This is a genomic window from Pedobacter antarcticus (genome assembly GCF_900103515.1).
Lineage (GTDB): Bacteria > Bacteroidota > Bacteroidia > Sphingobacteriales > Sphingobacteriaceae > Pedobacter > Pedobacter antarcticus.
The window spans coordinates 748,777-771,323 of sequence record NZ_FNGZ01000002.1 but is presented as its reverse complement, the minus strand read 5'-3'; the positions used below and the strand labels follow the sequence as shown (position 1 = coordinate 771,323).

At 38.3% G+C, this 22,547-nt stretch carries 26 protein-coding genes; 25 read left to right on the top strand and 1 reads right to left on the bottom strand.

What is annotated here, in order from left to right:
• Window positions 1-19 precede the first annotated feature (19 nt).
• The 6 genes from BLR53_RS06945 (at window position 20) to BLR53_RS06920 (ending at window position 5,848) form a co-directional block, all read left to right on the top strand.
• Complete coding sequence (locus BLR53_RS06945; RefSeq protein ID WP_074588352.1) at window positions 20-244, top strand: hypothetical protein; 225 nt, start codon at window positions 20-22, stop codon at window positions 242-244.
• A gap of 182 nt (window positions 245-426) precedes the next feature.
• Window positions 427-831, top strand: coding sequence for a mobilization protein (locus tag BLR53_RS06940; RefSeq protein ID WP_074588347.1), 405 nt, complete (start codon window positions 427-429; stop codon window positions 829-831).
• Complete coding sequence (locus tag BLR53_RS06935) at window positions 816-2,072, top strand: relaxase/mobilization nuclease domain-containing protein (RefSeq protein WP_074588342.1); 1,257 nt, start codon at window positions 816-818, stop codon at window positions 2,070-2,072. Before BLR53_RS06940 ends, BLR53_RS06935 begins: the two co-directional genes overlap by 16 nt.
• Window positions 2,073-2,105: 33 nt before the next feature.
• On the top strand, window positions 2,106-4,187 hold the full coding sequence (gene mobC / locus BLR53_RS06930) for a conjugal transfer protein MobC (RefSeq protein ID WP_074588339.1): 2,082 nt from the start codon (window positions 2,106-2,108) through the stop codon (window positions 4,185-4,187).
• A gap of 65 nt (window positions 4,188-4,252) precedes the next feature.
• Window positions 4,253-4,897, top strand: coding sequence for a GNAT family N-acetyltransferase (locus tag BLR53_RS06925; protein ID WP_244889461.1), 645 nt, complete (start codon window positions 4,253-4,255; stop codon window positions 4,895-4,897).
• A gap of 12 nt (window positions 4,898-4,909) precedes the next feature.
• Window positions 4,910-5,848: a helix-turn-helix domain-containing protein gene (locus BLR53_RS06920; protein WP_074588329.1), complete on the top strand. Its 939-nt coding sequence runs from the start codon at window positions 4,910-4,912 to the stop codon at window positions 5,846-5,848.
• 34 nt (window positions 5,849-5,882) lie between these two features.
• Here BLR53_RS06920 and BLR53_RS06915 read toward each other — a convergent pair whose 3' ends face one another.
• Window positions 5,883-6,188 carry a helix-turn-helix domain-containing protein gene (locus BLR53_RS06915; RefSeq protein ID WP_074588327.1) on the bottom strand — a complete coding sequence of 102 codons (306 nt, stop codon included), beginning with the start codon at window positions 6,186-6,188 and terminating at the stop codon, window positions 5,883-5,885.
• 313 nt (window positions 6,189-6,501) lie between these two features.
• On the opposite strand from BLR53_RS06915, the gene BLR53_RS06910 reads away from it, so the two are divergent.
• The 19 genes from BLR53_RS06910 to BLR53_RS06825 all read left to right on the top strand — a co-directional run bounded on the left by BLR53_RS06910 (window position 6,502) and on the right by BLR53_RS06825 (window position 22,050).
• Window positions 6,502-7,386, top strand: coding sequence for an RteC domain-containing protein (locus BLR53_RS06910; RefSeq protein ID WP_074588325.1), 885 nt, complete (start codon window positions 6,502-6,504; stop codon window positions 7,384-7,386).
• A gap of 116 nt (window positions 7,387-7,502) precedes the next feature.
• Entirely contained in the window at window positions 7,503-8,021 is a 519-nt protein-coding gene (locus BLR53_RS06905; RefSeq protein ID WP_143007840.1) for a hypothetical protein, read from the top strand.
• A gap of 54 nt (window positions 8,022-8,075) precedes the next feature.
• Entirely contained in the window at window positions 8,076-8,441 is a 366-nt protein-coding gene (locus tag BLR53_RS06900) for a DUF4134 domain-containing protein (RefSeq protein ID WP_074588321.1), read from the top strand.
• 96 nt (window positions 8,442-8,537) lie between these two features.
• Window positions 8,538-8,891: a DUF4133 domain-containing protein gene (locus BLR53_RS06895; RefSeq protein ID WP_074588319.1), complete on the top strand. Its 354-nt coding sequence runs from the start codon at window positions 8,538-8,540 to the stop codon at window positions 8,889-8,891.
• On the top strand, window positions 8,884-11,352 hold the full coding sequence (locus tag BLR53_RS06890) for a TraG family conjugative transposon ATPase (RefSeq protein WP_074588317.1): 2,469 nt from the start codon (window positions 8,884-8,886) through the stop codon (window positions 11,350-11,352). Before BLR53_RS06895 ends, BLR53_RS06890 begins: the two co-directional genes overlap by 8 nt.
• Before the next feature lie 20 nt (window positions 11,353-11,372).
• Entirely contained in the window at window positions 11,373-11,768 is a 396-nt protein-coding gene (locus tag BLR53_RS06885; protein WP_074588315.1) for a hypothetical protein, read from the top strand.
• Between the two features lie 7 nt (window positions 11,769-11,775).
• Entirely contained in the window at window positions 11,776-12,486 is a 711-nt protein-coding gene (locus BLR53_RS06880) for a conjugal transfer protein TraI (protein ID WP_143007839.1), read from the top strand.
• Window positions 12,473-13,123 carry a hypothetical protein gene (locus BLR53_RS06875; RefSeq protein ID WP_074588310.1) on the top strand — a complete coding sequence of 217 codons (651 nt, stop codon included), beginning with the start codon at window positions 12,473-12,475 and terminating at the stop codon, window positions 13,121-13,123. The genes BLR53_RS06880 and BLR53_RS06875 overlap by 14 nt, the downstream gene beginning before the upstream one ends.
• Complete coding sequence (locus tag BLR53_RS06870; protein WP_074588307.1) at window positions 13,110-13,745, top strand: hypothetical protein; 636 nt, start codon at window positions 13,110-13,112, stop codon at window positions 13,743-13,745. Before BLR53_RS06875 ends, BLR53_RS06870 begins: the two co-directional genes overlap by 14 nt.
• A gap of 4 nt (window positions 13,746-13,749) precedes the next feature.
• Window positions 13,750-14,922 (top strand): conjugative transposon protein TraJ, encoded by a 1,173-nt coding sequence (gene traJ / locus BLR53_RS06865; protein WP_083332029.1) that lies wholly within the window; start codon window positions 13,750-13,752, stop codon window positions 14,920-14,922.
• A 3-nt stretch (window positions 14,923-14,925) separates the two neighbouring features.
• Window positions 14,926-15,549: a conjugative transposon protein TraK gene (traK, locus tag BLR53_RS06860; RefSeq protein WP_074588305.1), complete on the top strand. Its 624-nt coding sequence runs from the start codon at window positions 14,926-14,928 to the stop codon at window positions 15,547-15,549.
• Window positions 15,546-15,767 (top strand): hypothetical protein, encoded by a 222-nt coding sequence (locus BLR53_RS06855; RefSeq protein WP_074588303.1) that lies wholly within the window; start codon window positions 15,546-15,548, stop codon window positions 15,765-15,767. Before traK ends, BLR53_RS06855 begins: the two co-directional genes overlap by 4 nt.
• Window positions 15,768-15,790: 23 nt before the next feature.
• On the top strand, window positions 15,791-16,858 hold the full coding sequence (gene traM, locus BLR53_RS06850; RefSeq protein WP_074588300.1) for a conjugative transposon protein TraM: 1,068 nt from the start codon (window positions 15,791-15,793) through the stop codon (window positions 16,856-16,858).
• A 13-nt stretch (window positions 16,859-16,871) separates the two neighbouring features.
• Window positions 16,872-17,864: a hypothetical protein gene (locus tag BLR53_RS06845; protein ID WP_074588297.1), complete on the top strand. Its 993-nt coding sequence runs from the start codon at window positions 16,872-16,874 to the stop codon at window positions 17,862-17,864.
• A 174-nt stretch (window positions 17,865-18,038) separates the two neighbouring features.
• A complete protein-coding gene (locus BLR53_RS06840) occupies window positions 18,039-19,571 on the top strand; it encodes a hypothetical protein (protein WP_074588295.1) in 1,533 nt (510 codons plus the stop codon).
• A gap of 507 nt (window positions 19,572-20,078) precedes the next feature.
• Window positions 20,079-20,648, top strand: coding sequence for a hypothetical protein (locus tag BLR53_RS06835; protein ID WP_074588291.1), 570 nt, complete (start codon window positions 20,079-20,081; stop codon window positions 20,646-20,648).
• Window positions 20,649-20,703: 55 nt separating this feature from the next.
• Window positions 20,704-20,838: a hypothetical protein gene (locus tag BLR53_RS20220; protein WP_280513380.1), complete on the top strand. Its 135-nt coding sequence runs from the start codon at window positions 20,704-20,706 to the stop codon at window positions 20,836-20,838.
• Entirely contained in the window at window positions 20,835-21,035 is a 201-nt protein-coding gene (locus BLR53_RS06830; protein WP_074588289.1) for a hypothetical protein, read from the top strand. The genes BLR53_RS20220 and BLR53_RS06830 overlap by 4 nt, the downstream gene beginning before the upstream one ends.
• Window positions 21,019-22,050, top strand: a complete 1,032-nt coding sequence (locus BLR53_RS06825; protein ID WP_074588286.1) for a DUF932 domain-containing protein — start codon at window positions 21,019-21,021, stop codon at window positions 22,048-22,050. Before BLR53_RS06830 ends, BLR53_RS06825 begins: the two co-directional genes overlap by 17 nt.
• Window positions 22,051-22,547 lie beyond the last annotated feature (497 nt).

Sequence of the window (22,547 nt, the reverse complement as noted above, 5' to 3'; positions counted from 1 at the left end):
CCCAACAAAAATTTAAGCCATGAAAGAACAACATTTAGAAGCACTGGAAGAACGGACTATCAACAACCGCAAGATCGGAACACCCAATGTCAAAGGCCGCAAGTATAAAGGCAATCCTTACATGAAATTTAAAAAGGCTAAGGCAGAACCGAGGCAGAAAATTCGGCAATTGTTACGGACATCGATACCGCTGGAGGAACTCCGAACCTTGCAAAATGTCCAGCAGACTACAACATCACATTAGACGATAACAAAATCTTTCATTTCACCAAAATCCGAGGTTCAATAGCAGCTTCGAGGGTAGCTTTTTGGCAAACGTGGGTTCGCAGCAAGATGGATTTTTGTAGACAAAAACATCTTGCCATCCTTACGGCTGGGGCATTCACTCGGAACTCGTGATGCCTTAAAACTTTTAAATAAGCGCCAATGTCAAGACCTAAAAAAGCAGAGCAAGAACAATTTCGACACCTGATCAGAGTGCGTGTTAATGATGCAGTTTATGAGCGTTTGACCAAGCTACAAAAACAAACAGATTGCCGTAGCATTTGCGAAATGGCAAGAAAGATTCTATCAGGTGAGCGCATTAACGTATTTCACAGAGAAGCGTCTTTAAACGGGCCAATGGAAGAGTTGGCATTGATCAGAAAAGAATTGAAAGCAATCGGCATTAACATCAACCAACAGACCCATCATTTCCATATCAGTGAAAATTCCAATGAAAGAGCATTCTACTTTAGTAAGACAGCTACATTGTATAAAGGTGTAGATAACAAGGTTGACCAATTGCTAATTATCGTAGCCAAACTTGCAGAAAAATGGTTGCCAAAATAGAAAGCGGAAAAAGTATCAGAGGCATTCTGCATTACAACGAGGATAAAGTAGAGCTTGGCGAAGCTACACTTATACTGGCTAGTGGCTTTGCAGGTGATATTGAAAAGATGAACTTGGTACAAAAGTTAAAAAGATTTGAGCACCTGACCATGCTGAATGCAGCCATCAAGACAAACGCACTTCATATTTCCCTTAATTTCGCTTCTTCCGACAAACTAGACAGTCAGAAATTACAACAGATTGCCGCTGATTACATGGAGCGTATCGGATTCGGCGACCAGCCATTTTTGGTATATAGGCATTATGATGCCAATCATCCGCACATCCATATTGCCACCACCAATATCCAGCGGAACGGCGAACGAATAGATATTCACGGTATCGGATATAAGTTATCCGAACCTGCGAGAAAAGAACTGGAAAAGAAATATGGACTACTTAAAGCTGAAGGACGAGAAATGCAACAGGGAAAAGGAGTAAGACCTGCTATATATGGAGCAAAACCTACAAAACAAGCCATCAGCAATATCGTTACTGGCGTTATGCGCCAATACCGTTATGCAACATTTGCAGAATATAAAACCATACTGGAACATTTCAATATCAAAGCAGACCGTGGTGCAGAGCATACACAGATGTTCGATAAAAGAGGATTAATTTATTCTATAATGGATGATAATGGCAAATCAATTGGAATCCCAGTAAAAGCCAGCCAGATTTATTGTAAACCTACTATGGATGAATTGGATAAACACTACAAACGGAACATAGAAAAACGCAAGCCTTTTAAAGCATCGCTTAAAAACGAAATGGACAAACTATTTTTCAAATACGGGAATTTCAGCAAGGAATTGCTAACAAAAGAACTAGCAAAATCAAACATCAGTATAACATTCCGAACAAGCGACCAAGGGCTGCTTTATGGAGTAACCTTTATAGACCACCAAAATAAAACCGTATTTAATGGCAGTGACCTGGGCAAAGCTTATAGTGCAAAAGCCTTGTCTGAGCGGTTTGAAAAAGCGGAATTGAACTCACAAAAACTGGAAACCACAAAACCAGTTTCTCAGCCTCGGCAGGATAATCCATCCAAAAACTATTTAAAAGTTCCTGAACCTACAAATTTCTTGGGCATCGCATTGGCCAAATCACAATCTGAAAGTGGCATAGCCATACCTAAAAGAAGAAAAAAACGCAAAAAAGGAGAAAAAATCGAGCAAAATCAGCAGCTCACTTTATAAAACACATACCAATAACATTAAAAAACAATCATTATGAATACCGGAGAAGATACACAAGGACTACGCAAGATCATCGATTTTAGTCGCCTAATCAGTATTTTTATATTGGCGATACATTTTTACCTCACCTGTTACGGCGCATTCTGGCACTGGGGCCTTACAATTGATATTACAGACCGCATACTCGCAAACTTAACAAAGATTAGTTGGTTCAATGGTCTGCTCAAACCCAAGTTTGCAGCCCTATTATTCTTATTAGTTTCCCTTATTGGTGCCAAAGGCAAAAAGGATGAAAAGGTCAATCGGCAAGCTATTGTTGCCTACCTTGCCAGCGGACTACTTACCTATAGTATAGCCTTTCTAGTGCTTTACCTGCATACAGGTTACCGTGTAATGGCTGGTTTGTACATCGGGCTCACCGTAATAGGCTATTTGTTAATTTTAACAGGCGGCACAAGGCTATCAAGGATGCTTAAGCTCAATCTAAACAAGGATGTTTTTAATACCGAAAATGAAACTTTTCCACAGGAAGAGCGGCTGTTGGAAAATGAACATTCGATAAACTTACCGACCAAATACAAATTAAAGGGAAAAATACGGGATGGCTGGATCAATTGTGTAAATCCCTACAGAAGTATTTTAGTATCTGGATCTGCCGGAGCTGGTAAAACCTATTTTGTAATCAGACATATTATAGATCAGCATCTACGAAAGGGTTTTTCTATGTTTTTATACGATTTTAAATTTGACGACCTAACCAAAATGGCCCTTAATAAGCTCCTTAAATATCAAGGAAATTTTAAGGTAAAGCCGAAGTTCTATGTCATTGACCTGGAAAACCCCAAACACCGCTGTAACCCGATTGATCCCCAAGATATGACTGACATTACGGATGCTACAGAAGCCAGTCGCACTATTATGCTAGGGCTGAACAAGGAATGGCTTAAAAAAAGTGGTGACTTCTTTGTAGAAAGTCCAATCAACTTCTTAACGGCGGTCATCTGGTATTTACGCAAATATCAGGATGGCAAATATTGTACCCTACCTCATGTGATAGAACTAATGATGACCGAATACGATCACCTGTTTGCGATTTTAGAAACCGAACCTGAAATAAGGGTTTTGATCAATCCATTTATTTCGGCATGGCAACAGGGAGCGAAAGCACAATTAGAAGGTCAGATTGCAAGTGCAAAGATTGGACTGGCTAGGCTCTCATCGCCACAACTTTACTATGTACTTTCTGGTAATGATTTTACTTTGGACATTAATGACCCTAAAGCACCCAAAATCGTTTGTATGGGCAATAATCCACAAAAAACAGAAACTTACGGTGCAGTTCTATCCTTATACGTTAGCAGGTTATTGAAACTGGTAAACAAGAAAGACAAGTTAAAATGCAGTCTGATCTTTGATGAGTTTCCTACTCTAGTCGCTACTGGAATTGTATCGACGATCAGTACTGGAAGAAGCAATCTGGTTTCCTGTACAATGGGTATCCAATCTATTGAACAGGTAAAAAAAGAGTACGGTACTGAATTTGCAGAGATTATAGCTGGAATATCTGGTAATATTATTAGTGGTCAGGTTACTGGCAACAGTGCTAAAAAGCTATCGGAAACCTTTGGTAAAATCATGCAGAACAGGGAAAGCGTAAGTATAAACAGTAGCGATACATCTATTTCTAAATCTACACAAATGGAATCTGCTATTCCTGCATCTAAGATTGCTACGCTATCATCAGGGGAGTTTGTAGGGATTGTAGCTGATAGTCCCAATGAGAAAATTAGCCTAAAAATGTTTCATGGCGAGATTCAGAATAATCATGATGCAATTGCCCAGGAGGAAGCCGCTTACATGCCTTTACCAGATATTAGAAAAATAACACCGATGGATATGCAAGAGAATTACAATAGAATAAAAAAAGATGTGGCGACTATTGTTGCAGATGAACTAAAAAAACTGGAAAAAATCGAAGAAGACAAAAATGCAAAAGCAGAGAAAGATAAAAAAAGAAACATCAAACCAAGCACACCAAGAAAATCAACACCAAAACGAGTTAACAAGAAACCTTTAATTAAAAAAAAGGATCAAGATCAAACTGTTTCATTGTAGCCTTTTGTAGGAGTTATAGCGTTCATTGTCATTTTCTGAAATACTAAAATCCATGACTGCCCGTTATGATTATTTATTTTAGCCGCATTTTTTGTTTTTTGCGTGCATCAGAAACCAAATATTTAATCTCTATGATAAAAGTCGGGCACGATAAAAAGGAACTCGTCGTAAGTATTTTAATCGAATCTTTTGAATCAAATCTAAGTGTAAATTACATAGCAGGTGCTAATAATGGAAAATCAAAAAGGATTAAAGCGCTAATGGAGTATTCCTTTGAAATATGTTACCTATTTGGAGATGTCTATATGTCTGAAGATGGTTTAGCATGCGCACTTGTTTTATATCCCGATAAAAGGAAAACAACTCTTAAATCTATTATGCTGGATATCTACCTACTATTTAGGTGTATTGGACTCCTAAATATCGGTAAGGCTATTTCGCGGGAGCAAAATATAAAAAAAATACAACCTAAGGAACCTATGACCTACCTATGGTTTCTTGGCGTAAATCCTTCATCGCAGCATTTGGGTATAGGAAGCAAACTTTTACAAGAATTAATCTTAGATTCTAAAAAAAAGAATTTACCTATTTACCTAGAAACCTCTACGGTCAAAAATCTATCTTGGTATAATCGATTTGGCTTTCAAATTTATGATCAGCTTGAATTTACCTATAGCTTATATTTTCTAAAACGTAATGTGTTGAAATAACAAAGGAAGCCTATGCTTGTATTTAATTCAGAGATGCACATTGTTACATTAATTTTTGTAATACTTGAATTAGTAATGTTTGGAATACAATTAGGTTATTATCTTAACAAGCCAACTGATAAACCACGTTTTTTGTATTTGATTCTTCTTCTTTTACTCTTGATATACAACATTACAGGCGGACTTTTCCCCGATCCAGATATAAACTGTATTCCATTAAGTTTGCAAAATATCATAGCTTATGGTAGCGGCTTTTTAATGGCTTCCTATTTTCCATTTTATTTTTACAAAGCTTTTCAATTAAGATTATTACGTTTCCATGCCATTTATGGCGTTCCACTTTTTTTAATTCTCCCATACATCGTATTCTTTGTAATATACTATGCTTTTACAAGGGATATGGATAAGGCAATAGCCTTCGGATTAGTTATTCCTTTTATTTATTCAATTGTAATTCTGTGGGCAATATTAAGAGCGATAAAATTTCATGTGAAGGAATCTCCGGATGGTTTTATGGCAACCAAGACTGAAGTATTTGCAGTTTACTGTGCAGTATTACCCTGGGTTTTTATGACAGCCTTTGCTTATTTTCATGTAACACAATGGATTGAAGTTTTAACAACCAATTTAGGTTTTATATTGATTACTGTAATTTTTATAGCTCATTCGGTGAAACGTTCAAGAATACAAATTGAAGAGCTAAAAAAACTGGATGTAAGAATAATTTCAGAAGAAGTTTTTGAAACTAATATTAACAATTATGGGTTTTCTACTCGCGAAATTGAAGTATTACGATTAATTCGTCAGGGATATAGCAAACAGGAAATTGGAGAGAAACTTTTCATTGCGACCTCCACAGTATCTCGGCATGTACAAAATATCCACGACAAAGCCGATGTCAGTAGCAGACTTGAGCTTATGCGCAAACTGGAACTAGAATCAGCTTCCTGAAAAGTAATATAATGAGCGGCTGTTTGGGATTGCGCTATTTTAGTTCAGCCATATTTAGGTTAAAATCTAATAAATCTTTGGGATCAAGATCCAAGCCGACAGCCAAGGAAACTATAGTGGTCAACGCTAGGTCGACCTGTCCTGTAGAAATGCGTTGAACCTGACTGTACTCCAAACCTGCCCGATTGGCAAGTTGTCTCAACGATGGCTTGGTGTTATTACGAATACCATAATCCTGAAGCAGCACCAAAAGATGCTGTCCGAATTTTAGTTTTGTCTCCTCTTTCCAATCCATCCCCGAAACTGCCACATATTGGAATAAGTATTGACGTACGAACATACGTCAATACTGAAAATATTTTTAAATACAAATTTTTTGTCGCCATTATTTTCAAAGAGTAATCGCTCTTTATACGGCCTGAACCTACTTTTTCAAAGAATACTTTTAAAAATGTATATGAAATGCACTGTTTTATGTAGTCGATTTTAGCGTTTATGACACACATTTGTCCCAGATATTTCTAAAAAATGAAAATCAATTTTAACCAAATATCCATAGGCCTATGAAAATAAATTTTACTAATTCCTTTCCCAATGTGACTTAATTATTGCCAGTTAACAGGCAGGGCGGATTTATTTAATTATTCCTAACCATGCGTAAAAACACATTTAAAATTCTATTCCGAGACCTTAAAAACAGGTTAAAACTGATTAGTGGCCATGAGCTAAACCTGATTGAAAAGTTTAATGAAGTGATTGGTCTAATCGCAGCTTTCCACAAGGAGTTGAACGATCATGTGCGAAAGATTCCATTCAAGGATAAATTTGATGAGATCTACTATCACAAGTTTGAGAGGCCAGATTACATGGCTATCAAGATTTATTATACCCTACTGTTTAAATTCCAGTGCAGCTTGCCTGTTGCCGTTCCAGAACTGAGAAAATCTTGCTACTTAGAAAAATTAAAGGAGCTTGACAACTGGTTCCGTGATCATCGTTTTTTGTATGACTATTACCGTATGGGTTACACAGATCTAGATGAAGTATTATTTATCAGGGGTGCTGAAGTAACCCTACCTTATTTGCAGGATATTCCCGAATTGGATAAGACTATATCAACACCTGGTGATTATCTTTTTTCGTTATTTATCGCTTATGAAAAATTACAAGAATATCTATTGACCGAGTTGTTGAAGCTTGATCAGCATAATCCAGAATTTTCCGCAATCACCAGCCCTAAAAAAAGTTTGGATTGGACTGGTGAGATCATTAATCTGGTAGAACTTGGTTATGCGATTTGGCTATCTGGCCAATTGGGTTCAGGGAAAACCGGTTTGCAGGAAATCTTTAATTGGCTGGAAGCAAGTTTCGGTGTTGAGGTTGGTATTCCCGCCAATCGTTTTCGGGAGATTAAACGGAGAAAGCGCTTAAGCCGTACTCGTTTTATCGATTTCTGTAAAACTGGTCTACTAAATTACATGGACGATGATGATGCTTTTCATCCAGATGATGAAAAAGACAAACATCGATTTAATTGATAATGAATAGGTTAATTAGTATAGTTCTCTACTAGAGATATCGCAATCCGCATCCTTTGAAACTTTGCTTTTGTAATTCCTGTCGTAATGTAGCGGCAAGACAAAAGCAAAAAATTATGATTTTAAAATCTTTTTCGTGGCAACATTTCATACTTGCCACACTGGTTCTCGGGATCATCTGGTATGTCGGTATTTGGTTATACTACCGCAGAAAGGGAAAAAGCTCACTAGATGCTGAAAATTCTTCGACACCCCTACCGCACAGATGGCAACATCAGGTTGATGAACTAAGCCAAAGTGATAGCTTAATTGGTCAACCAACTTTGGAGCCTGGTGTACAGGTAGTCGAAGCAGCAGACTTTAGTTTTGCGGACAAAACTGACACCGTCAACGTCGCTGATAAATCGCATCAGCTTGGCTTGGTTCCAGATGTGCTGCAGGAGATAAAAGCTATTTGCGCAATATTAGAGAAGAAGGACGGAAACAAAGAGGATTTCTTTGCCATGTTTGAAATGGTTAAAGTCAAATATCCTCAAATTATCAATTATCCAGCCACTAGTGAGCTAAATCAGTTTATCCGTGAGCATGTGCCTTTCCACCTATCAGCCGATGAGTTGGAAGGTCTATGGAATTAGATAAACCCCATTTAAAGACAATTAACTCATTCATTCATCTTTTCAAATTATTTAATGACTAAAAATCAATTCAAATTCAATGGCAGCGGATTAAGTAAACGCCGTGTCATCTTCGGAAAATTCCTGCTAATACTAATGGTTGTACTCTGCTGTAATATATTATACAGCTCCATTGTTTGGGCACAGGATGGCGTAGCTGGGATAAACGAAGCGACCAATAAAGTTAAGAGCTACTTTGATGCTGGCTGTAACCTCATGTATGCCATCGGTGCAGTTCTGGGCGTGATTGGCGCTGTTAAAGTTTTTCAAAAATGGAATGCAGGTGAGCCTGATACGAGCAAAGTGGCAGCTGCATGGTTTGGTTCCTGCATCTTTTTGGTAGTGGTAGCCACCGTTTTGCAATCCTTCTTTGGAATATAACGTGAATTAAGAAAACAGGCTGGCGGACGGTAAAGCCTGCTCAAGAATGGCACCGCTGTTCCGTCAACCTGTTTTTTAAACAAAAAATCTACTATTATGAGTTTAATCTATCAAATCAATAAAGGTATCGGCAAACCCATCATTTTTAAGGGATTACAGGGGCAATACATTGCATGGCTAGCCATCGGGCTTGTTGCATTGTTAATTGGCTTTACCATCTGCTACATTTCAGGGCTAACACTTTTTGTACTTCTGCCAATGGTATTGGCACTGGGCTTAGGACTCTTTATTACCGTTAGCCACTTGTCCAAAAAATACGGAGTATATGGTCTTGGTAAGTTTATTGCAAAACGCGGATTGCCTAAATATCTAAAATTCAAATCCAGAAAAGTATTTACAGGTTTGCGAATAGTGCATACCAATTTAGGAAGGCAGGTTCCTCATGATTGATATCGGAAAAATACTACCTATATGGAAAGTGGAACACGATTGCCTAATATCCATGTCAGGTGACCTTACCATCTGTTTTAGAGTGGATCTACCAGAAACAGGCACAATGGCAAGTACCCATTTTGATACCGCACAACAGGCATTCGTAAAAGCAATCAAGGTGTTGCCCGCTGGCGTAGTGTTCCATAAGGCAGATTATTTTTTTAAAGCAACTGTTAAGCCTGATTTTGAAAAGGCATCGGATAGTCTATTGGCCTTTGCATCTGAGAAACACTTTAACGAGCGCCCCTATTTAGACCATGAGTGTTATCTATTTCTGACCTTATTACCACTAAACCGAAAACTATCTTCATCAGTCTACAGCAATATTCTTCGAAAATCAATTGCACCTGTGAAACGCAAAGATGAATTGGCTATCAAAAACTTCCAGTCGGCCTGCGGTTCTTTTCAGCGTATTCTGTCAGATAGTGGTCTATTTTGTTTAACGAGGTTAGGCGATGACGAACTGGCAGGCACTGCAAACCATCCGGGTATTATAGAAAAATACCTGTTTCTGCTAGGCAAAGGTCAACAACCAATTATTCGGGATGTGCATTTAAAAGATGAAATTCGTATTGGTGATAAACATTGCCAGCTGTATACACTTTCGGATGCGGAAGATTTGCCCCCATTTTGTGGTACCCGCATCGATTACGATTCCCATTCCACCGATAGAACCAAGTACAGTATTGGCTTTGCTTCCCCTTTAGGCTTATTTTTGGACTGTAACCATGTCTATAACCAATTGATCTTTACTGGCGACCCACAAAAGACAATCAAAAAACTGGAAGCTAAGAAACTGCGTCTGCAATCTTTATCTGCCTATTCAAGGGAAAATGCGGTGTCACGTGATGCCTGCAATGATTTTCTGAACGAAGCGATTGCTACACAGAAGCTGCCAGTGAAAGCTCATTTCAACGTACTCTGTTGGACAGATAACCCTGCTGAACTTGGTGAGCTGAAAAACAGGGTCGGTTCGGCAATGGCAAAAATGGATGCAGCGTGCAAACAGGAAACTGACGGAGCACCACAGGTATGGTTTGCCTGTATGCCTGGTAACGAAGGTGATTTTCCCATGAACGATACCTTTGACACTTTTGCTGAGCAGGCTTGCTGTTTTCTGAATATGGAAACCAACTACCGCAGTTCCCTGTCGCCATTTGGTATCAGGCTCGGTGACCGCCAATCAGGGGTTCCAATCCACGTGGATATATCAGACGAGCCACGTAGATTGGGCTGGACAACAAATCGAAATAAGTTCATTATCGGGCCAAGTGGAAGTGGCAAAAGCTTCTTCACTAATCATCTGGTACGTTCTTACTATGAGCAGGATGCGCACGTAGTCATAGTGGATATTGGGCACAGTTATAAAGGACTTTGCGAGTTGGTAGGTGGTTATTATTTTACCTATAGTGAGGAAAATCCAATTTGTTTTAATCCTTTTTATATTGGCGAGGATGATGTACTGGATACCGAAAAGAAAGAGAGTATAAAGACTTTGCTTTTAGCACTTTGGAAGAATGAGAACGAAAGCTATACTAGAGCTGAATATGTGGCGATAAGTAATGCGTTGACCTTATATTATGAGCATCTGTCAGGGCATCCGTCAATTTTCCCATGTTTCAATTCCTTTTATGATTTTCTGATGCAGGAATATTTAGAGGTTTTGGAAAATGGAAAAGTAAATCCTAAAGATTTCAATGTTGACAACTTTTTATATGTGCTTAATCCTTATTACAAGGGTGGTGAGTTTGACTTCCTGCTGAACGCCACTACAAACATCGATCTTTTAAATGAACGCTTTATCGTATTTGAAATTGATACGATTAAGTCACATCCAATTTTATTTCCTGTGGTCACACTGATTATTATGGAAATGTTCATTGCCAAGCTACGCAAGCTTAAAGGAGTACGCAAAATTTTGTTGCTCGAAGAGGTATGGAAAAGCATATCCAAAGGTGGCATGGCCGAATACATCCAATATGCCTATAAAACCTTTAGAAAATTCTTTGGAGAACCGATTGTAGTTACGCAGGAAATAGAGGATATTATTTCTTCGCCAATTGTCAAACAGGCCATCATCAATAATTCAGACTGTAAGATCCTTTTAGACCAAAGCAAATACCAGAACAAATTTGATACCGTGCAGGAACTGCTGGGACTGACCGATCATGACAAGTCACTTATCCTTTCAATGAATAAGGCAAATGATCCCAAGCTTAAATATAAAGAGGTTTTTATCTCTCTGGGGGGACATTCAAAAGTCTATCGAACAGAAGTTAGCTTGATTGAATATTTGGCCTACACCACCGAAGAACTTGAAAAGCAAAAGGTACAGGAATATGCCGCGAAGTACGGCTCCGTTGCCCGTGGCATCGCCGTACTTGCGGCGGAGCTTCTCAATGGAAGAAAGATTTTTTAACTATTAAAACAATATCAATTATGGAAACAATAATCAAAAATCAATCGAAAAACAATTTATTATTTGCGTTTGCTGTAGTCCTCCTTATAGCATTCAATGGTTGCAGCCGCTTAGCACCAAGCTTTTCAGGAATTTATGTGAACAGTGCAGGAAGCGAGGCTAGTGTTGCTTATGATACACTGATCGTGAAGCAAGTGAATGGTGAGAATTACAACATCCATCGTAAAACTCGATTTAGCCTGATTGATGATAAAGGTAATACTAGAAAACCACAGTATGAGACTGAAGAGTGGACTGCGGTTTATGATCCTCAGACAGCGATAATGACCGAGCGCCGTAATGGTAAACTCATCACTTTTGATATTGAAAAAGGCATTATGACCGTAAGCAAGCGCAAATACCAAAGGATTAAATAACAGAAATATGAACTTATTAAAGCATATGAGTAAAATAATAAAGACCTATATGGTGGTATTGCCATTGAGTGCAACCGTCCTGCTGACCGCATTGCCCACAGGGGTAAATGCGCAGCTGGCCATTGCCGAAGTAATCAAGGCAGGCATCAAAAAAGTGGTCAAAGCCATTGATCTTAAAGTTCAACGGCTTCAAAATCAAACCATCTGGCTGCAAAATGCGCAGAAAGTGATCGAGAACCAGCTCAGCAAACTAAAGCTTGGTGAAATCTCCGAATGGACTGATCGCCAAAGAAAACTATACTCCGGCTATTATGATGAAATGGTGCGGGTAAAATCAGTGATTAGTACATACAAACGTGTTCGAGATTTAGTGGGCACACAGACTGCCATTGTTCAGGAATATAACTGGGCATCGGGACTATTTAAGAAGGATAAGCATTTCAGCGCAAGCGAATTGCTGCACATGGAAGAAATTTACAAAGGCATCTTAAAGGAAAGTATGAAAAATCTAGACCAGGTGTTTGTTGTCATCAGTTCGTTTAAAACGCAAATGAGCGATGCCAAACGACTGGAACTCATTAACGAAGCGGCAATAAAGATTGAGCAGAATTTTTCTGACCTGAGAGCCTTTAACGATCAGAACATTGTGCTTTCAATTCAACGGTCAAAGTCCATTTTAGAAACCAAACAGCTAAAGGAGGTTTATGAAATTAATTAAAAATGCACTATTTGTGTTAATGGTTCCGGTATTCATGTTTACAAGTATAGCCCCTGCTAGTGCCCAGACTTTTGCAGAATGGTTTTCGCAGAAAAAAACACAGAAAAAATATCTACTTCAACAAATTGCGGCACTACAAGTTTACATAGGATATGCAAAAAAAGGCTATGAGATTGTTGGTTCTAGACTACAAACTGTTAGGGATATAACAAGTGGTGAATTTGGCTTGCATAATACATTTATCTCAGGGCTTAAAAAAGTCAGTCCGACAGTACGAAATGATGTCAGGGTGGTTGAAATTATAGAGGCACAAATCAGTATCATTAAAGCCTTTCGCACAATCAAAAACCATAAAGGCTTTAGCGGAGACCAGCTATCCTATATTTCCAGATTAGCAGATGGAGTAATTAGTGAATGTTATACCGATCTAGAGGAACTGCTATTGGTCATCACTTCGGGCAAATTGGAAATGAAAGATGATGAGCGGCTAAAGCGACTGAACGCTATCTATGAAAGAATGCTTGACAAATCAAGTTTTACCCAATCGTTCTGCGGTGATGCAGCACTTATGATCCGCCAAAAAGAAATGGAGCAACGTGCCATAGAGAATTTAAGGAGGTACTATGAAATCAATTAAAATGATGTTATTGACCTGTTTGCTGTTTATTTTGGGTTTGCAATATTCCTTTGGACAAAGTACCGAAGTACAACAGTTGACCTTGAACGTGGAAAAACTATCACAGCTGAAGAACATCCTAAGGGATATGAAAAAGGGATACACCATCGTTACTACTGGTTATAATTCCGTAAAAAAAATTGCCCAGGGCAATTTTTCACTGCATGATATTTTCTTGAACGGCCTTTGGTTAGTTAGTCCTGAAGTCAGAAAGTATTATAAGGTCACCGAAATTATTCGCTATCAAGAGGATCTAGTTTTGGAGTATAAATCGGCTTTCAAACGCTTTGCAGCTGGCGGCACTTTCAATGTTTCCGAACTTAATTACCTGTCCAAAGTTTACAGTAAACTCTTTGATGAAAGCTTGGATAATCTCGACCAATTAGCAATGGTAATCACTGCGAATAAATTGCGTATGAGTGATGATGAACGGATGCAAGCTATTGATGAAATTTTTGCCGATACAGAGGATAAGCTCATTTTCCTGCGGGATTTCAACCGAAAGACCAGTATCCTGCACGTCCAGCGGCAGCATGAAAAAATTGAAATCAATGGTTTAGGTAATTATTTTAAACCCAATTAAATTTATGAAAACAACATTTTTAATGACTGTATTTCTAACAGTCTTAGCTATGCTTTTGCCTAATATTTTGCTGGCGCAGGGTATCACGCAAAATATCAAAGGGCTACAGCCTGTACTGGATAACGTTTACCGTGAGATGCTACCACTTTGTGGTCAGCTTATCGGTGTAGCACGGGGTCTAGCTGGCTTTGGGGCGTTATGGTATATCGCTAGTCGAGTATGGCGGCATATTGCTAATGCTGAACCAGTTGATTTCTATCCGCTATTACGACCATTTGCGCTCGGACTTGCAATCGTACTTTTCCCGATGGTAATTGGCGTACTTAACGGAGTATTGCAACCAGTGGTTTCATCAACAGGCAATATGGTAAAAAACAGCGATAAAGCGATATCTGCCTTGCTGAAACAGAAAGAAGCCGCAGTTAAACAGAGCAAACAATGGCAGATGTATGTGGGTGAAAGTGGTAACGGTGATGATGATCGCTGGTATCGTTACACTCACCCTAAAGACCCTGAACGTACCGAGGAAGGCATGTTCGAGGGTTTGGGAAATGACATCAAATTTCAGATGGATCGCATGTCGTACAATTTTCGCAATAATATTAAGCAATGGATGAGCGAGATTTTACAGGTTTTGTTTGCTGCTGCCGCCCTCTGTATTAATACCATCCGTACCTTTTATTTGATTGTTTTGGCCATACTTGGCCCATTGGTATTTGGTTTTGCAGTATTTGATGGTTTTCAGCATACCCTCACTGTCTGGCTCGCCCGCTACATCAACATATTTATGTGGCTTCCTGTAGCGAATATATTCGGAGCGATACTTGGAAAAATTCAAGAAAACATGTTAAAAATAGATATTTCTCAAATCGGTGAGGCTGGCGATACCTTCTTAAGTCCCACTGATAGCGCATATCTGGTTTTCATGTGCATTGGCATTGTGGGCTATTTCACCGTTCCGAATGTTGCCAATTATATCGTCCATGCAGGAGGTGGAAATGCCCTGCTTCAAAAGGTCAATTCATTGGTGGTCAGTGGTGCAAGCACCAGTATGTCCGCAGGGAAATCAGTGGCTGGGATGGTTACAGATCGATTCGACAACAGCCGTAACAATATATCACAAGGGATGGCAGAGGCATCAAGTAATGATTATTTCAAAGACAAACTTAAAAGCTAGCTTATGTTTACACAACTAAAAAATATTGAAACTGCTTTTCAGCATATCAAAAGATTCAGCATTGCCTTTCTAATCACTTGTCTTTTGCTTACTTGCACCGTCACTTTCTTGTGCTTCAATGAAATGCGAAAGGCAGATAATCGAATGCTGATCCTGTACAATGGTAAAGTACTGGAAGCCTTCGCTTCTGAAAGAAAACAGAACTTGCCAGTGGAGCTTCGCGACCATATTAGGACTTTTCACAAATATTTCTTCACCCTAGATCCTGATGAAAAATCGATTGCTGCAGGTGTTACCAAAGCTTTGTATTTGGCGGATAATTCAGCTAAACAGGCTTATGATAATCTTCGGGAAGCTGGCTATTACAACAACGTGATTTCAGCTAATATTTCTCAAGAGATCGAGATAGACAGCATTCAATTGGGAACTGAAGCACCCTACACATTTACCTGTTACGCTACCCAAAAACTGATCCGCTCTAGTTCAACTGTACTTCGAAAATTGGTTACTCGTGGAAATATTAGGGTACTTAATACCCAGACCGATAATAACCCACATGGTTTTTTAATACTCGGGTGGGAGACATTGGTAAACACCGATACAAACCTTAAAAATTTGAAATCATGAGATTATTCAGTAAGAAAAGCAAGAGTTTAACTAGTCAGCAGGAACACCATGCAGGCAGAATTGCGGATAAAATATTAAAAGCACAACGTCATACAGCCGATTACCTGAACAAAAAAACGGCACTACTATCACCAAAAACATGGCTGATATTATTGATCGTATTCAGTGCTGCTTTTGGAAGCTACTCTATGTTCCTGCTGATTCAAGCATTTTATTAATTATTAATCATAAAAAATTACAAATGACACAACAGAAAAAACAAAGAGTCAATCAGCAAACCATGATGCTGGTCTTATTTCCTGTCGCGGCAATCCTGTCTGCCGTCCTGTTCTATGTGCTGGGCGGAGGTCGACCAGAGCAAATTGAAGGCGTAAAATCTGCAGGTATCAACACCCAACTTCCCCAGGCACAACTGGCTAAGGAGCAACCAGCCGATAAAATGGCCTACTATGATATGGCTAGACAGGATTCAGTACACAATGATACAGCAGGTCTAAGTACAGCTGCAGAAAACCTTGGTCTTAACCCTAGGGAAAATGCACAGACTCAAAAAATCAATGAGAAATTGACGGCCATTAACCAAGCTTTAGCTACGCCAGATGTTATTCCACAGCGTTACACACCTAATAACCTAGCAGGCAATACCCCTACGCCAATCACCAAAGATGTTGACAGATTGGAAACATTGATGAAGAACATGCAACAAAATGGAAATGATGATCCTGAAATGGCACAGCTCGGTTCTATGATGGATAAATTGCTTGCCCTGCAAAATCCTGAGCTTGCAAAAACATTGTTCAAAAAATCCGACAACGGGAAACCAGATAGCACATTTGCTGCTATACCTGCGATTATAGCTACTAGCCAAAAAGCTAAACAAGGTTCGGTTGTAGAACTCCGCTTGCAAGATACATTGATTATTAACGGACAGATTATACCCAAAGGTCATCTTATTTACGGACACGCCAGTTTCAGCAATCAAAGGTTGAATTTGGAGATCAAAAACATCCGTTTAGGTACTTCAATCATTCCTGTAAATATTACCGTATTCGACCAAAGGGACGGAATGGCGGGAATCAATGCGCCTGAAGCAATGCTGAATGATGCGGTAAAAGGTGGTATCACCGATGCCACTGGAAGTATTGGAATAACAGGTTTTGATCTCACTACCCAAATTGCGGGCGCTGGTATCGATGCAGCAAAGAACCTACTGACCAAAAAAGTTAGCAAAGTAAAGCAAAGCCTTAAAGAAGGTTATCGACTGCTACTGCGTGACAACACCAAAAAAAACAGTTTAAATAATCACTAAAAATATTTAGAACATGAATAGAAATTCATTAGAAAATTTTAAAGCTGAAGCCACAGCGCTAAAAGTCCCTGAGAAAATGATTACAGCCGCAGAATCCATGATGGAACATGGCATTGAAAAATTTGCGATTCGTGGACAGATTCTCGCAGATAAGGGCATGATGGATTTGACCATACACTTGAAAAAGTCTGGCCAATCGGATTATTACTACTTTAACAAATTTGATATCGCACATAGCAAGGCTAAGCCATTGGAAAAGGAACATCAGTACATGGTTATCACCCCTGATGATAAGGGTAAAAACCTGATCCGAAAGTTTGATAGTGCTGCGCAGGCAATGGATTTTTTCAGAGAACAGACCAAATCATCAGAGCTTGCAACTGGCAAGGTAACCGATAAAGACTTGCAATACAGGGATACCCTTGCCACCATGAAAGATGGAAAGGTAGATTTTGTCAAAAAAGAGTTTCAACAAACTTTTTATAGCCCTGTGCTGAAAAACTCCCATTACATCGACCGCGGGAAAGGTTATACCGTAGAACAAGCCGCTAATATGCTACAGGGACGTTCCGCTTATCGAGATGATATGGTCAGTCGTGCAGGTGTACAGTACAAGGCATGGAGCATTTACCAATTTGATCAGGCAAAGGACAAATATGGCAATTACGCCATTAAACAGTTTGGCGAAGGTTATGGCTTTGATTTGAAAAAAGAACTTTCCACTTACGGAATCAAAGAAATGGATAAAAAGGAAACAGCTGAAAAACTCATTACCGAAATTCAGAACGGCAATAAACCATTGGTCAGTGTTATCGGCCTTGATGGTAAAGACAAGAAATTGAGAATTGAAGCAGTGCCAAGATACACCAATCTGAATTTCTTTGAATTGAGCGGTAAACCTGTTAAGCGTGAGGATTACCGTAAGGATCAGGATTTGGGCAAAGATAATGGTAAGGATAAGTCCAAAAGTAAAAGCAAGGATCAGGAAAGTGAACTGACACTTTAAATAATTCCTCTGCCTTAAATTTACAATATATAAATTACTTTCTTAAAACCCATTTACTACAGAAACATGACCCTGTTCATTTATTTGAGCAGGGTTTTGTATTTCATCTGCCAAATATATTAACATACTCTTTTTTGTTTTTTATTAATAACTTTAATTGTTATTAATTCTCTTATGACTCAATCTGAATCGAAAAAAATTGCCAAAAAACTTAAGGATGAAAAAAAATACGTGGAGGCACTCGAAATCTATGAGCGACTTTGGACTGAAGTTAAAGATGCATGGACAGGTTATTTTATCGCTGTTTGTTTGAGACAAACTGATCAGCTGGACGAATGTCGAGAATTCCACTTAAAATTTAATCTGCTATTTCCTAATATGTTACCAATGAAAACTGAGTTACTTTGGTTAGATTATAAGCAGTTAATAAAAAATTATAAAAATCAGAATTTCGAAGAGGACGGGGAAAAAATTTTAGCTCAATGTGATCAATACAGTAGTGATACAGGACGAGTATATATTAAAACGGTGCTTGGTGTTGTAATGCGCTTGGATGATAAACCTAATCAAAAGTTGAAGTGGCTTGATAAATTAGATCAGTCAATTCTAGACAATAATGTATTTAGATTTAATGATATCTCTTATCCTGCTGATAGAAAACGGTACTTTATACAGTATGCCTATGCATTGATTTCCCTTGGCTCGTATAACGGGTATATTGCAGATCAAATGTCGAGACTAGGATTTAGTGGGGAAAAGCATACGGCTTTTTATAAGGTGATATCTAAAAGTTTCAATTTTGAGTACGATGGAATTCCAAAAATCTATATAAAACCTCTGGCCCTAGTGTTAAAGAATTTATCTGAAGAGATTAACTTGCGAAAAAAACGGAATGCGGAAATTATTTATAGTAGAAACAAAAGACTTTCGGTCAGTGATCTTTCTCATTTTAAATATTGCCCAGTGAGTTATGCTATTAATAGAACTTTCAGGGTTTATTCTCCTGAAAGTTGGCAAAAAGACGAATGGAAAAGGGAAAAGATATACCTCGTCGATCGCTATAAAATTTTTCATAAATCGAAAGATATTAAGCTTGCCTTTAATGACACCAATATTGAAATGAATCAAGATACTTTAGATAAGTTTAATGCAATCTTTGAATCTAAAATAGAATTAAATAACGCAACGACTAAGGAAGTTAAGATTATGGAAGGCTCTGATAAAAATATAAGTGGTGCGCCTGATTATATTTTTCTTCATCCAAAAGGTGCCCGTTTTGTTGTTACCGAAAAATTTAGTAGGTACCAATCTACCGATTTCAAAAACCCCTTTGAAAGTGACCTAATTAAACATTATAGTTTTATCGAACACTTTAATAATTATAAGCTCAGCTTTGGTTTATTTCTAACTTGGTATTACACGCATCAAATAGTAGAAGATGGAAAAGACGATGAGAAAAAGATTGTGATTATTGATTATAGACTAACAAAAGTTTCACTTGACCAAAAGAGTAGAAACCTACTTCAGACCACGATGAATGACGTAGATAAATTTAGTAAGACTCAATTTCTAGAGGTTAATGGACAACAGCTTTCACAACCAATTAAATGTCTAAATTGTAGTGTTATCAGCTATTGCCATCATAAAACTGGCCGATATAACGAAGTTTCCCTTCCTTACGAAATTCTTCCATTACAGGATATTTAGTTATATTTTGTTCAAAGTATTTATAATGCTTGGTAGATTGGGCTCCTAATTAGGAGTCGTTCTAAACACATTCAATAAATCTTCCCGCTTTTAATCGACTAACGGTTAGATAACTTTTGAACTAATATCGGGTGGGGCCCTAGATCAAACCACTTCGTTCCATTCTTCCACTCAGCCGTTTTCCAGAATTCTGCAAGAGTGGCCTCCGTTCCTACAGCCACACTTGCTTGCCCTTTATTAATTACTGATAACTTTTGTCACCATTGGATTTGGCTGGTTTGGGCTGTTTGCGCAGAAAGTTCTGATTCGCAGTATCGTCAGAAAAGACCAAGCCCTACGGGTTTGCTCGAAAAAAATCTTCCCTGCTCGCTGCGCTCACGAGGTTTTTTTTTCGGCAAAGTCTTGTCTGCCATCCCTGCTCAATCAGATGAGGTTGCTTAACAAAAAGCCGGAAATGGCTCCTGCCGAAAGGTAGTAAGCAGGGTAAACAACTTAATTTTTTTCAAAATGGAAACGAAAGTAAAAGAAAACGGACAGGTAAACCAAAACACCGTTAAAACAGAAAAAACCCAAAGATTTGTAGCAGGAAATCCTGTAAATGCAGTATCTAACAAATCAGAGCAAGAAAAAGAACAACCAAAACCCGAAGCAGTTAAATCGCAAGATGCAGTAAAACCAGTACAAACGGAAAAACCTGCAACGGTTTCCGAGCAGGAAGCATCAAAAGCAGAGCTGACAAAAAAGGAAATAAAATTTCAGTTAGAGCAGGAAAGACCAGCTTTGAACTTAGAGCAAACCCTTAAAAAAATCAAAGACTTAAACCGTCTATCAAATCAAAGGGAGAAATTAATCGGAACAATTGACGAACTGGAAGCCTTCGAGATTAAACAGGAAGATGAAGCCGAAGAAACGAGTTTAAATCACTTTCAGCGTTGCGAATTGAAAATTACTGATGATAACGGCAATACGTTCAGCACCAAAAACCCATTTATCATTAATGAAGTATCCAATAGCATTAAATCACTTTGCACCGATAAATTGGCAGAAGTTGAGGGACAAATTTCTTTAAATCTTTAAATCATTTGCGCCCCTAATTATCGGGGCGCTTCTTTTCACATTTAAAACTACAATCATGTTAGCAGCATTTATGGAATTTCTAGATGGGATGTATTGGGAAGGTTATGCAGAAGAGTTTGAGAATAACAACCCGACTGCCTTTTATAATCAGTTCAGGGAATTTAAAGCCAACTATAGTTTACCAATATGAAATACGAAACACTTTTTATCATGGTTCGTGTGGTAGTCCATACCGACCATACCAGTATTACAGGGATTGTTAATGAAATAGAAACACAATCAAAGCTTAGTTTAACCGATACCGCAAATGTTAATATACTGGAAACCGAAATCTTAGTATCAAGAGTTAGAAATCTTAAAAAAATCAATCATGGCACACAATCTTAATTATAATGAGCAGACAGGGAAATATAGCTTTATGTCTGTAAAACAACCCGCATGGCACAATCTAGGACAAATAATAGAACATTACCCGACAAGTGCCGAAGCAATCGAATACGCAGGACTTAATTTTGAAGTTGCAAAAAGCCCCAATACACACGTATTGCCAAGTGGTATAGAAATCATTTCTGATAATTCATTTTTCACCTACCGAACAGATAATGAAGCAGTTTTAGGTGATAAGGTCGGCAAGGATTATGAAGTAGTACAGAATACAGAAGCGTTTAGCTTTTTTGATAGTGTCGTTGGCGGTCAGAATGGTATCAAATATGAAACCGCTGGCGCACTCGGCAACGGTTCAGTAATTTTCATTACTGCTAAACTACCTGATTATATCCGTGTAGGGCGTGAAGACTTAATAGAGCAATATTTAATGCTGACGTCTTCGCATGATGGTTTAGGCAGTATCTGCCTATCTTTTACACCCATCCGTGTAGTTTGCCAAAATACTTTGAACGCAGCTTTAAAAAACCATACTAATTTTATTAAGATACGCCACACCGCAAGTGCAAGCGATAAGTTGAAACAGGCACACAAAATGTTGGGCATTACCAATATGCTATCGGTTGAAATGGAAGCAATTTATAATAGGTGGTCAAGGGTGCGTATTAGCGATAAAGATGTAAAACGTCTTATTCAAATGGCAATGGCACCTAATAAGGAAGTATTAGAAAAATTGCGTACAGGTCAAAACGAAGCTTTATCAACCAATTATAACAACATAATCGACCAGGTCTATGAATATGCACAAGTTGCATCAAGCCAACAGATTGAAACCACTAAAGGAACTGTTTTTGGAGCTTACAATGCAGTAACTGGCTACTTTCAGAACGTCCGTAACTTTAAGGATGAGGAAAGCAAATTTAAGTCCATTATGACTGGGACGGCATTATCAAGAACGCAAACTGCATTTGATTTATGTACAGAGTACATAAAATTAGGAGCAAGCGCATTAAACTAAAAATTTAATCAAAGGGGAGAAATCCCCTTTTCATTTAATTCTTATGGAAAGTTACTTTAATATATATGGTGTTTTATTTTTGCTAATTGGTGTATTTATTCGTTATCAAATAGGTAAACATAGATTTAACCGTAGAAACATCGCAGGACTGCAGATCTATACTAGCTATTTAAAGGGATTGATAACGACAACCATTGAAACCCTGTTAAATCTGCTAGGTATATTCTTCATAGTTTTAGGATTGATTGCATTAATCATCGGGTATTAGCCCCTAAAAGCTCAAAATTTTGGCTCGGCCCTTACGGGCATTATATGTTATAATTATACCTTTAACAGACATCTTTTTAGATTATTTAAGCATCTTGAAAAGATCATGAGCACTTAATGAGATCCCTACTGCTGTAAGAAGAAGTCTCCTGATCATTAGTGCCAGTGGGGGTCAATGCAAAATTGGCGAAGGGGATCAGTTTACAGTGTTTTATCCAATTAATCAAATG

Excerpts from the sequence above, each read along its gene's own strand:
- BLR53_RS06910 (WP_074588325.1), top strand. The coding sequence starts at position 6,502 with ATGCGTAAAAACACATTTAAAATTCTATTCCGAGACCTTAAAAACAGG.
- BLR53_RS06920 (WP_074588329.1), top strand. The coding sequence starts at position 4,910 with ATGCTTGTATTTAATTCAGAGATGCACATTGTTACATTAATTTTTGTA.
- BLR53_RS06880 (WP_143007839.1), top strand. The coding sequence starts at position 11,776 with ATGAACTTATTAAAGCATATGAGTAAAATAATAAAGACCTATATGGTG.
- BLR53_RS06945 (WP_074588352.1), top strand. The coding sequence starts at position 20 with ATGAAAGAACAACATTTAGAAGCACTGGAAGAACGGACTATCAACAAC.
- BLR53_RS06825 (WP_074588286.1), top strand. The coding sequence starts at position 21,019 with ATGGCACACAATCTTAATTATAATGAGCAGACAGGGAAATATAGCTTT.
- BLR53_RS06840 (WP_074588295.1), top strand. The coding sequence starts at position 18,039 with ATGACTCAATCTGAATCGAAAAAAATTGCCAAAAAACTTAAGGATGAA.
- mobC (WP_074588339.1), top strand. The coding sequence starts at position 2,106 with ATGAATACCGGAGAAGATACACAAGGACTACGCAAGATCATCGATTTT.
- BLR53_RS06875 (WP_074588310.1), top strand. The coding sequence starts at position 12,473 with ATGAAATTAATTAAAAATGCACTATTTGTGTTAATGGTTCCGGTATTC.
- BLR53_RS06870 (WP_074588307.1), top strand. The coding sequence starts at position 13,110 with ATGAAATCAATTAAAATGATGTTATTGACCTGTTTGCTGTTTATTTTG.
- BLR53_RS06845 (WP_074588297.1), top strand. The coding sequence starts at position 16,872 with ATGAATAGAAATTCATTAGAAAATTTTAAAGCTGAAGCCACAGCGCTA.
- BLR53_RS06890 (WP_074588317.1), top strand. The coding sequence starts at position 8,884 with ATGATTGATATCGGAAAAATACTACCTATATGGAAAGTGGAACACGAT.
- BLR53_RS06905 (WP_143007840.1), top strand. The coding sequence starts at position 7,503 with ATGATTTTAAAATCTTTTTCGTGGCAACATTTCATACTTGCCACACTG.
- traM (WP_074588300.1), top strand. The coding sequence starts at position 15,791 with ATGACACAACAGAAAAAACAAAGAGTCAATCAGCAAACCATGATGCTG.
- BLR53_RS06900 (WP_074588321.1), top strand. The coding sequence starts at position 8,076 with ATGACTAAAAATCAATTCAAATTCAATGGCAGCGGATTAAGTAAACGC.
- BLR53_RS06895 (WP_074588319.1), top strand. The coding sequence starts at position 8,538 with ATGAGTTTAATCTATCAAATCAATAAAGGTATCGGCAAACCCATCATT.
- BLR53_RS06915 (WP_074588327.1), bottom strand. The coding sequence starts at position 6,188 with ATGTTCGTACGTCAATACTTATTCCAATATGTGGCAGTTTCGGGGATG.
- BLR53_RS06835 (WP_074588291.1), top strand. The coding sequence starts at position 20,079 with ATGGAAACGAAAGTAAAAGAAAACGGACAGGTAAACCAAAACACCGTT.
- BLR53_RS06940 (WP_074588347.1), top strand. The coding sequence starts at position 427 with ATGTCAAGACCTAAAAAAGCAGAGCAAGAACAATTTCGACACCTGATC.
- BLR53_RS06830 (WP_074588289.1), top strand. The coding sequence starts at position 20,835 with ATGAAATACGAAACACTTTTTATCATGGTTCGTGTGGTAGTCCATACC.
- traJ (WP_083332029.1), top strand. The coding sequence starts at position 13,750 with ATGAAAACAACATTTTTAATGACTGTATTTCTAACAGTCTTAGCTATG.
- BLR53_RS06925 (WP_244889461.1), top strand. The coding sequence starts at position 4,253 with ATGATTATTTATTTTAGCCGCATTTTTTGTTTTTTGCGTGCATCAGAA.
- traK (WP_074588305.1), top strand. The coding sequence starts at position 14,926 with ATGTTTACACAACTAAAAAATATTGAAACTGCTTTTCAGCATATCAAA.
- BLR53_RS06885 (WP_074588315.1), top strand. The coding sequence starts at position 11,373 with ATGGAAACAATAATCAAAAATCAATCGAAAAACAATTTATTATTTGCG.
- BLR53_RS06935 (WP_074588342.1), top strand. The coding sequence starts at position 816 with ATGGTTGCCAAAATAGAAAGCGGAAAAAGTATCAGAGGCATTCTGCAT.
- BLR53_RS06855 (WP_074588303.1), top strand. The coding sequence starts at position 15,546 with ATGAGATTATTCAGTAAGAAAAGCAAGAGTTTAACTAGTCAGCAGGAA.
- BLR53_RS20220 (WP_280513380.1), top strand. The coding sequence starts at position 20,704 with ATGTTAGCAGCATTTATGGAATTTCTAGATGGGATGTATTGGGAAGGT.